Source organism: Kitasatospora sp. NPDC059747, assembly GCF_042732955.1.
Classification (GTDB): domain Bacteria; phylum Actinomycetota; class Actinomycetes; order Streptomycetales; family Streptomycetaceae; genus Kitasatospora.
This window is the reverse complement of record NZ_JBHWGV010000042.1, coordinates 30,872-39,581: the sequence shown is the minus strand read 5'-3', so window position 1 is coordinate 39,581 and position 8,710 is coordinate 30,872. Positions and strand designations below refer to the sequence as shown.

7 protein-coding genes are annotated in these 8,710 nt (G+C 73.6%); 5 read left to right on the top strand and 2 right to left on the bottom strand.

What is annotated here, in order from left to right; all coding sequences use genetic code 11:
* Nucleotides 1-159 precede the first annotated feature (159 nt).
* A complete protein-coding gene (locus tag ACFV4G_RS19880; RefSeq protein ID WP_380442057.1) occupies nucleotides 160-972 on the top strand; it encodes an arylamine N-acetyltransferase in 813 nt (270 codons plus the stop codon).
* Nucleotides 973-1,036: 64 nt separating this feature from the next.
* Here the strand turns inward: ACFV4G_RS19880 and ACFV4G_RS19875 are convergent, their stop codons facing one another.
* Nucleotides 1,037-1,738: a phosphotransferase gene (locus ACFV4G_RS19875; protein ID WP_380442055.1), complete on the bottom strand. Its 702-nt coding sequence runs from the start codon at nucleotides 1,736-1,738 to the stop codon at nucleotides 1,037-1,039.
* Nucleotides 1,739-1,876: 138 nt separating this feature from the next.
* Between ACFV4G_RS19875 and ACFV4G_RS19870 the strand changes: the two genes are divergently transcribed.
* On the top strand, nucleotides 1,877-2,464 hold the full coding sequence (locus tag ACFV4G_RS19870) for a hypothetical protein (protein WP_380442053.1): 588 nt from the start codon (nucleotides 1,877-1,879) through the stop codon (nucleotides 2,462-2,464).
* Between the two features lie 106 nt (nucleotides 2,465-2,570).
* Here ACFV4G_RS19870 and ACFV4G_RS19865 read toward each other — a convergent pair whose 3' ends face one another.
* Nucleotides 2,571-3,896 (bottom strand): LCP family protein, encoded by a 1,326-nt coding sequence (locus tag ACFV4G_RS19865; protein WP_380442051.1) that lies wholly within the window; start codon nucleotides 3,894-3,896, stop codon nucleotides 2,571-2,573.
* A 418-nt stretch (nucleotides 3,897-4,314) separates the two neighbouring features.
* Between ACFV4G_RS19865 and ssuE the strand changes: the two genes are divergently transcribed.
* The 3 genes from ssuE (at nucleotide 4,315) to ACFV4G_RS19850 (ending at nucleotide 8,567) form a co-directional block, all read left to right on the top strand.
* A complete protein-coding gene (gene ssuE / locus ACFV4G_RS19860) occupies nucleotides 4,315-4,869 on the top strand; it encodes an NADPH-dependent FMN reductase (RefSeq protein WP_380442049.1) in 555 nt (184 codons plus the stop codon).
* Between the two features lie 322 nt (nucleotides 4,870-5,191).
* On the top strand, nucleotides 5,192-5,980 hold the full coding sequence (locus ACFV4G_RS19855; protein ID WP_380442047.1) for an ABC transporter ATP-binding protein: 789 nt from the start codon (nucleotides 5,192-5,194) through the stop codon (nucleotides 5,978-5,980).
* Nucleotides 5,981-5,996: 16 nt separating this feature from the next.
* Nucleotides 5,997-8,567: an ABC transporter permease gene (locus ACFV4G_RS19850; protein WP_380442119.1), complete on the top strand. Its 2,571-nt coding sequence runs from the start codon at nucleotides 5,997-5,999 to the stop codon at nucleotides 8,565-8,567.
* Nucleotides 8,568-8,710: the final 143 nt, after the last annotated feature.

The following is an 8,710-nucleotide window of genomic DNA, read 5'->3' as shown; positions in this document are numbered from 1 at the left end:
CTCTCCCCATATTACCGCTCGCGGGGGTTGTCCACCCCCCCGCGGGGCCGCCGGCCCCCCCCCCCCCCCCCCCCCCCCCCGCCGGCAGTGGGGGTGGGGCCGAGGGCGTAGGACCAATGGACGATGGCCGACCGGCCCGCGTCCGGGTGGAATGGTCGGATGGATCACGCGCCACGCACCGAGCAGCCGTACGGCGGCCTCACCGCCGCCCAGCGGTCCGCCTACCTCGACCGCATCGCGCTCCCCGAGCCCGGCGCGCCGTCCCCGGAGGCGCTCGCCCGGCTCCAGCTCGCGCACCTGCGGGCCGTCCCGTTCGAGAACCTGAGCATCCACCTCGGCGAGCCCGTCGTCCTCGACCCGGACGCCCTGGTGGCGAAGGTCGTGACCGCCCGCCGCGGCGGCTTCTGCTACGAACTCAACGGCCTCTTCGCTGAGTTGCTCGGCTCGCTCGGCTACCGGGTGAGCCTGCTGGCCGCCCGTGTCTTCGACGGCGAGCGGCCGGGACCGCCGTTCGACCACCTCGCGCTGCGGGTGGACCTCGACGAGCCGTGGCTGGTCGACGTCGGCTTCGGGCGTTTCAGCCGCGGCCCGCTGCGGCTCGACGGACGCGGCGAACAGGCCGACGCCCACGGCACGTTCACCCTCGTCCCGGCCGGCGCGCACGGAGACCTGGACGTCCTCCTGGACGGCACGCCGCAGTACCGGCTGGGCCTGCGCCCGTACGAGCTCGCCGACTTCCGCCCGACCTGCTGGTGGCAGACCACCTCGCCGGACTCCCCGTTCACCCGCTCGACGACCTGCTCGATGCTCACCGCCGACGGCGGCCGGGCGACCATCGCCGGCAACCGCCTGATCACCACCACCCCGGCCGGCGAGCGCAGCGAGCTGACGCTCACCGACGACGAGGCCCTGGCGGCCTATCGCACCCGCTTCGGGATCGCGCTGGACCGCGTCCCGCAGGGCCCGCGCTGACGCCCGAAGGTCTACCGCTGCGCGGGCTGGTCCCCGCGCAGCGGCGCCGGCGGGGCCGAGGGCGTCAGGGCCGCTCCGGCCGCCCGCCGCGCGCCTCCGGGCCGGCCACGCCGAGCGCCAGCGCCTCCGCCGCGTCGAGCCGGGCCACCTCCGCCGCGCCCAGGGTCGGGTTGGCAGCCCGGCGGGCCCGGGCGGCGGGGAGGTCGCCCGGCCCGCCGAGGTGCCGCACCAGCGCCGCCAGCACGGCCCGGGCGGCCGTCGCGAGGCCGGCGGGCAGCGTGAGCACGACCTCCGCCATGATCAGCGCCGACGTGCCCGTGTCCAGGGCGGGCGGGCCTTCCGCGGCCGTCGCCCAGTCGATCACCACCGGCCCGCGCGGCGTCATCAGCACGTTCTCCGGGTGCAGGTCGAGGTGCAGGATCCGGTGCGCCGGGTCGGTGCCCGTGCGGGCCGGGACGGCGTGCAGCCGCCGCAGCAGCCCGGCCAGCAGTTCGCCGGCCGCTCCGGGCGCGAGCTCGCCCGCCACGAGGGCGTCGCGCATCGTCGGGCCGGTGAGGCGCTCCAGGACGAGTTCGCCGGGCGCGGCCCCGGGGCTCGCCCCGGGCACCGGGTAGCCGTGCTCCGCGAGGTGCCGCATCACGGCGAGTTCGCCGGACGCGTCGCTGCCGTCCCGGTACCGGCGCAGCACCCGGTGTCCGTCCAGGGCGAAGACGTCGGCCGTCCGCCCGCGCCCCAGGAGCGCTCCGGTGCCGCTTCGTTCGTCCACGGGGGGCAGGGTAGCGCCGGGCCCCGGCCGTCCGGGCCGGAATCACACAATCACTCCGGGTGTCCGCGCGGTCGCCGTAGGCTCTCCTCGCGCGGCCGAGCCGCGCTCAACTCCACTCTCCGCCAAGGTGGTTCACCGATGGAGCAGCCGATGGAAGCGATGGGGCAGGGCCTCGACGACGCCGAGGTGACGTACGAGCAGGTCACCGTGGTCTCCCTCGCGGCGGGCGAGCCGGCCAATCCGGCGCGCGTCCCGGTCCGCGTCTCGCGCGAGGTGATGACGGTCAAGCGCGTGGCGAGCTACTGGGTGCGCTGGGACGAGCGGCGCGGCCCGGACGACATCCGCCACCACGCGCGGTGGGTGCCCGACGAGGAGTACGTCCGCCCGGAGCCGGGGAGCCCGGACGGCACGCTGACGGTCACCGTCGCCGCGTACTGGACGTACCGGGCGGGCGGGCGCCCGCGCCGCCGCACCAGCGAGACGGTGGTCGCCTTCCGCCCCGGCGAGACCGAGCACGAGCTCGTCCTCGAACGCCCCGATCCGCAGCACCCGGCCGCCCTCGCCGTGCACCTGGCGGACGCCCGCTGGGTGGACGGCGGCCGCGCGCGGGAGATCCACTACGGCTACTCGGGCCCGACCGAGGCCGGGGGCGCCGGAGACGGCGAGGGGGAGTGGCTGGTGCGCTTCCCGGAGTACGTGACCGGCCTGCAGCCGATCGGCCGGTAGGGGCCCGGCCGGCGGCGGCCGGCACGTCCGTCCCGGAGAACGCGAGCGCCTCCTGGACCAGGCGGCCCAGGAGGCGGTGGCGGCGGTGGAGCGGCGGGTGGGTCCGCTACTTGACGTCCGGCACGGGGGTGTCGTTCTTGAAGGCGTCGAACACCTGCTTGGCCTTGGCGGAGTCCCACTTGACCGCCGACTCCCCGGTGGTGGTGCGGAAGTCCGGGTTGGAGATCGGGATGGTCAGCGTCTTGCCGCTGCCGCCGTTGACGTCCTTCATCGCGAGGAAGAGCGAGCCGAGGTCGGTGAGGCCGGTGTCGTTGTCGACGATCAGCGTGCCGAGGCCGGCGTCGACCAGCGGGTAGAAGGTGAACGGGTCGAGCAGCGTGCCCGGGGAGGCCGCCTGGTGGGCCAGGGCGGCGAGGAACTTCTGCTGGTTGCGCATCCGGCCGAGGTCCTGGTCGGCCATCTGGTGGCGCTGGCGGACGAAGGCGAGGGCCTGGGTGCCGTTGAGGGTCTGGTCGCCGGCCTTGAGGTCGAGGCCGGAGTCCCGGTCCTTGATGTCCTGGTCGATGTGCATCTGCACGCCGCCGACCGCGTCGACGATGCCGACGAAGCCGGAGAAGCCGATCTCGGCGTAGTGGTCGATGCGGATGCCGGTGTTCAGCTCGATGGTCTGGACGAGCAGCCGGCCGTTGCCGTTGGCGAAGGCCGAGTTGATCTTCGAGTTGGTGCCCTTGAGGGTCTTGCCGCTGCTGGTCTTGTACTCCGGGATCGGCACCCAGGAGTCGCGCGGCACGCTCAGCAGGGTGTTCCCGTTGTCCCCGACGTGCAGGATCATCATCGAGTCGCTGCGCTTGCCCTCGACGTCGTGGCCGGTGTGGAGGTTCTCCTCCTGGGCGTCGGTGAGGCCCTCGCGGCTGTCCGAGCCGACGATCAGCCAGTTGGTGCCCTTGCCGGCCGCCGGGCGGCCGGGGTAGTCGGCGAGCACGTTGTCGTGGTTGATCTTGGAGTCGGCCCAGAAGTAGGTGGAGACGGCCGTCACCATGATCGCGACGAGCAGGCCGAAGACCGTCCACTTGGCGATCCGGCCCTTCGACCAGCCCCTGCGCCCGGCGGGGCCCGGCGCGGACGGGCGGGTGCCGCCGGGGGCGCCCGGACCACCAGGGCCACCCGGACCGCCCGGACCACCGGGGCGGCCGGGACCGTCGGGCCGGCCGGGGCCCTGCGGCGGGACGCCGCCGGTGCGGGAGGGCTCGGGCCGGCGCGGCGCCGGGGCGCCCGGCCCGCGCGGGTTCAGCCCGGCCGGCAGCGGCGGCTCGGCCGACGTGCCGCCCCCGCTGCGCCCGTACGCGCCGCCCCCGTCGCCGCCGCCGTACGGGGTCCCGCCGTTGTACGGGTTCCCGCCGCCGCTCGGGCGGCCCTCCTGCCACGTGTTCATGTGGACGAGGATGCCCGAAGGCGTCCGGCCTGACTCCCCCCGGGGGCTCCACCAGGCCTCTTGTAGCAGTTTTGATGCACGTGCCGGATCGTTCCGCCGCAACTTCCGCGCGTGCGCGCGCCCGTGCGGGTGCCGGCTCGCCGGAGTGATCCGTCCCACTCCGGCGTTCACCTGCCGAAACGATTCTTGACCGCCCCGAACACGCCGTGTTTGCATTTTTGGCATGGATCAGCGAAGGACCCTCACGCGTCGGCGGCACGTCGACCTCAAGCGTGTGTCCCGTTCGCTCTGTCGTGGCTGACGCGCGCCCCGTCGAATTCCCCAACTCCCTTTCCCCGGGCGGCGGAAGCACCGCCGCTCCGCCGCAGCGGCAGCGCCGCCGCACCGCGTCGTCCCCGCTTCCCGCAGAGGTGAACCCATGGCCACCGTCCTGTCCGTCTCCGGCTCCCCGTCCGCGATCTCCCGCACCACCCGCCTCCTGCGCCACGTGGACGGGTGGCTCGCGGCCCGCGGCCACCACGTGATCCCGTTCGAGGCCCGCCACCTGCCCGCGCACGCCCTGCTCTCGGGCGACTTCGACCATCCCGAGATCGCCGCCGCCGTCGAGCTGTTCGCCCGGGCCGACGGCGTCGTGATCGGCACCCCCGTCTACAAGGCCGCGTACTCCGGCCTGTTGAAGGCCCTGCTCGACGTCCTGCCGCAGTACGCGCTCGCCGGCAAGGCCGTCCTGCCGCTCGCCACCGGCGGCTCGCCCGCGCACGTCCTCGCCGTGGACTACGCGCTGCGTCCGGTCCTCAGCTCGATGGGCGCCGGCCACGTCACCCAGGGCTGGTTCGTGCTCGACCGCCACGTCACCGCCGGGGAGGACGGGACGACCGTCGTGGAGCGCGAGACCGAGGCGCTGCTCGCCCCCGTCGTCGACGGCTTCGCGGTGGCGCTGGAGCGGCTCGCCGCCCCCGCCCTGGCCGGCTGACGAGCCGCGGCCGGGGGCCCGTACGGGGCGTCCCCGAGAAGGGCCGCGGCGACCCCTAGGGGGAGGGCCGCCGCACCCCGTACAACTCCCGTTGGCCCGCTTCATCCCGGCGGAGGACGAGCGCTCCGTCCGCCGCTCCTAACGTGGTTCATACATCCCCGCCCGTCCGGAGCCGGCCCGATTTCCTCGGGTCGGCGGCCCGGTGCGCCGGGCAGGGTGGGGACAACCCCCGGTCGAGGACTACCGCTTCCACCATGTCGCCGGACAGGTGGGGACGACCAGGCTGGGGGCCAACGGGTGGGCCATTCCTTAGGAGACTCCAGTGACGACGGCAGCAGCAGCCGTGTTCGACCACCAGCTTCCCGGCGGCGAGTCCGCCGTCGCCGCCTCGGCCCGCCAGGTCACCAAGGCGTACGGCGCGGGCGAGACCAAGGTCACCGCGCTGGACGCGGTCGACGTCGACATCCAGCGCGGTCGCTTCACCGCGATCATGGGCCCCTCCGGTTCCGGCAAGTCGACCCTCATGCACTGCCTGGCCGGCCTCGACACGGTCAGCGGCGGGCGGATCCGGATCGGCGGCACCGAGATCACCGGCCTCAAGGACAAGCAGCTGACCAGGCTTCGCCGGGACAAGATCGGCTTCATCTTCCAGGCGTTCAACCTGCTGCCCACGCTGAACGCGCTGGAGAACATCACGCTCCCGATGGACATCGCCGGCCGCAGGGTCGACGAGGCCTGGCTGGCCCAGGTGGTGGAGACCGTCGGCCTGGCCGGCCGGCTCAAGCACCGCCCGACCCAGCTCTCCGGCGGCCAGCAGCAGCGCGTCGCGGTGGCGAGAGCCCTGGCCGCCCGCCCCGAGATCATCTTCGGCGACGAGCCCACCGGCAACCTCGACTCCCGGGCCGGCGCCGAGGTGCTGACCTTCCTGCGCCGCTCGGTGGACGAACTCGGCCAGACCATCGTCATGGTGACCCACGACCCGGTCGCCGCCGGGTACGCGGACCGCGTGCTCTTCCTCGCCGACGGCGTGATCGTCGACGAGATGCACTCCCCGACCGCCGACTCCGTCCTGGAGCGCATGCGCCGCTTCGACGGCAAGCGCACGAGCTGAGCGGGCGGGACGACGCATCATGATCCTCAAGACGTCACTGCGGAGCTTCTTCGCCCACAAGGGCCGGATGGCGCTCTCCCTGATAGCCGTCGTGCTGTCGGTCGCCTTCGTCTCCGGCACCCTGGTCTTCTCCAACACCGCGACCAGCACCTTCGACAAGCTCTTCGCCGCGACCGCCTCGGACGTCTCGGTCCAGCCGCCGAAGCCGGCCGAGGACGACCAGCAGCAGCCCGGCGACAAGCCGCCGGTGCTCCCGGTCGCGCTCGCCCAGCAGGTCGCCGCGGTGCCCGGCGTGAAGACGGCCGTCGGCCAGGTCATGGTCGGCGACGCGATCCTGGTCGACCCGGCCACCAACAAGCTGATCGGCCCGACCAGCGGCGCCCCGACCCTGGTCGGCAACTGGGCGGACACGCCGCGCAACCCGGTGCGCATCACCTCCGGCCACGTGCCGCAGAACGCGGGCGAGCTGGTGCTCGACGCCGACACCGCGAAGAAGGCCAAGCTCGGCCTCGGCGGCAAGGTGCGGGTCGACAACGCGAGCGGCAAGCACGAGTTCACCATCGCGGGCATCGCGACCTTCACCACCACCAACCCGGGTGCGGCGCTCGCCTTCCTGGACACCCCGACCGCGCAGCAGGTGCTGCTCGGCGAGGCGGCCTACACCTCCGTCGAGGCCTTCGGCGACGGCAGCCGCAGCGACGCGCAGCTCAAGACCGACACCCTCGCCACGCTGGGCGGCGGCTACCAGGTCAAGACCGCGGCCGAGCAGAAGGACGAGAACAACAAGAGCATCGGCAGCGGCCTCGACTTCATGAAGTACGCGATGCTCGGCTTCGCCGGCGTCTCGCTGCTCGTCGGCGGCTTCCTGATCATCAACACCTTCTCGATGCTGGTCGCCCAGCGCACCCGGGAGATCGGCCTGCTGCGCGCCATCGGCGGCAGCCGCGGCCAGGTCAACGGCTCGGTGCTGGCCGAGGCGCTGATCCTGGGCGTGCTCGGCTCGACCCTCGGCATCGGGGCCGGCCTCGGCATCGCGGTCGGCCTGATCCAGCTGATGAACGCGATCGGCATGGACCTCAAGGCGAGCGACCTGCAGATCGGCCCGGACGTTTTCGTCGCCGGGTACGCGGTCGGCATCCTGATCACCGTCGTCGCGGCCTGGATCCCGGCCCGCCGGGCCAGCCGGATCGCGCCGATGGCCGCCCTGCGCGATCACGGCACCCCGGCCGAGGCGCGGGCCAACGCGGTCCGTACGGTCCTCGGCCTCGTCCTCACCCTGGGCGGCGGCGGTCTGCTGGTGCTCGCCGCGAAGGCGGAGAAGGCGGCGACCGGGGGGCAGTACCTGGGCCTCGGCGTGCTGCTGACCCTGATCGGCTTCGTGGTGCTCGGCCCGCTGCTGGCCACCGCCGTCATCAGGGTGCTGGGCGCCCTCCTGCCGGCCCTGTTCGGCCCGTCCGGCAAGCTCGCCCAGCGCAACGCGACACGCAACCCGCGCCGCACCGGCGCCACCGCCGCCGCGCTGATGATCGGCCTGGCGCTGGTGATCGGCTCCTCGGTGTTCAGCGCCTCTGCGGTCACCTCGGCCAGCGCGCAGATCGACCGCTCGGTGGGCGTGGACTACATCGTCCGCGGCGGCGGCGCGCCGATCACCGCCGAGATGACGGACGCGGTCCGCAGGACCCCGGGCATCGACCACGTCACCACCGAGAAGGACTTCGACGCGAAGGTCCAGCTCGCCGACGGCAAGAGCAAGAAGGCCGGGATCGCCGCCGTGCCGCCGAGCTTCTTCGGCACGGACTTCCACCTCCCGGTCGCCTCCGGCACGGCCGACTCGATCGCCCGCGGCTCGCTGGGCATCGGCGAGAACTTCGCGAAGGACAACGGCCTCAAGGTCGGCGACACCGTCACCGTGACCTACGGCAAGGGGCACACCCAGCAGCTGACCGTCGGCGTGGTGTTCGGCAAGAAGTCGCTCTACGGCGACGCCTCCTTCGTCGACACCGCGACCATGGCCAAGGTGGTCCCGGCCGCCGACCAGCCCGTCGACCGGGTCTTCTACGCCAAGGCGGCCTCCGGCGCCGACGTCGCCAAGACGCTGACCGCCCTGCAGGACGCGCTCAAGGAGTACCCGCAGCTGACCGTCAAGGACCAGGCCGGCTACAAGGAACTCGTCCAGTCCCAGGTCAACACCCTGCTCTACCTGATCTACGGGCTGGTCGGCCTCTCGATCACGGTCGCCGTGCTCGGCGTCGTCAACACCCTGGCGCTGTCGGTGGTCGAGCGGACCCGCGAGATCGGCCTGCTGCGGGCGATCGGGCTCTCCCGCCGCCAGCTGCGCCGGATGATCCGGCTGGAGTCCGTGGTGATCGCGGTCTTCGGCGCGGTCCTCGGCACGGTGCTCGGCCTCGCCTGGGGCGTCACCGCCCAGCAGGTGCTGCGCGACCAGGGTCTGGACACGCTCTCCGTCCCGACCACCACGATCGCCGTGACGCTGGTCTCCTCCGTGGTGATCGGCCTGTTCGCGGCCCTCTTCCCGGCCTTCCGGGCCGGGCGCATGAACGTCCTCGCGGCCATCGCGACGGACTGACCCGGCGGCGGGGGACGCCGGGAAAATCGGGGGAGCACGGGGGAACGGGGGAACGGGGGCGCAGGGGCCCGGGGGGGACCAGCACCCGGCCCCGGGGGCGGCCCCCCCCCCCCCCGGCTGGGGTGTTCGGCCGCTTGTGGGCC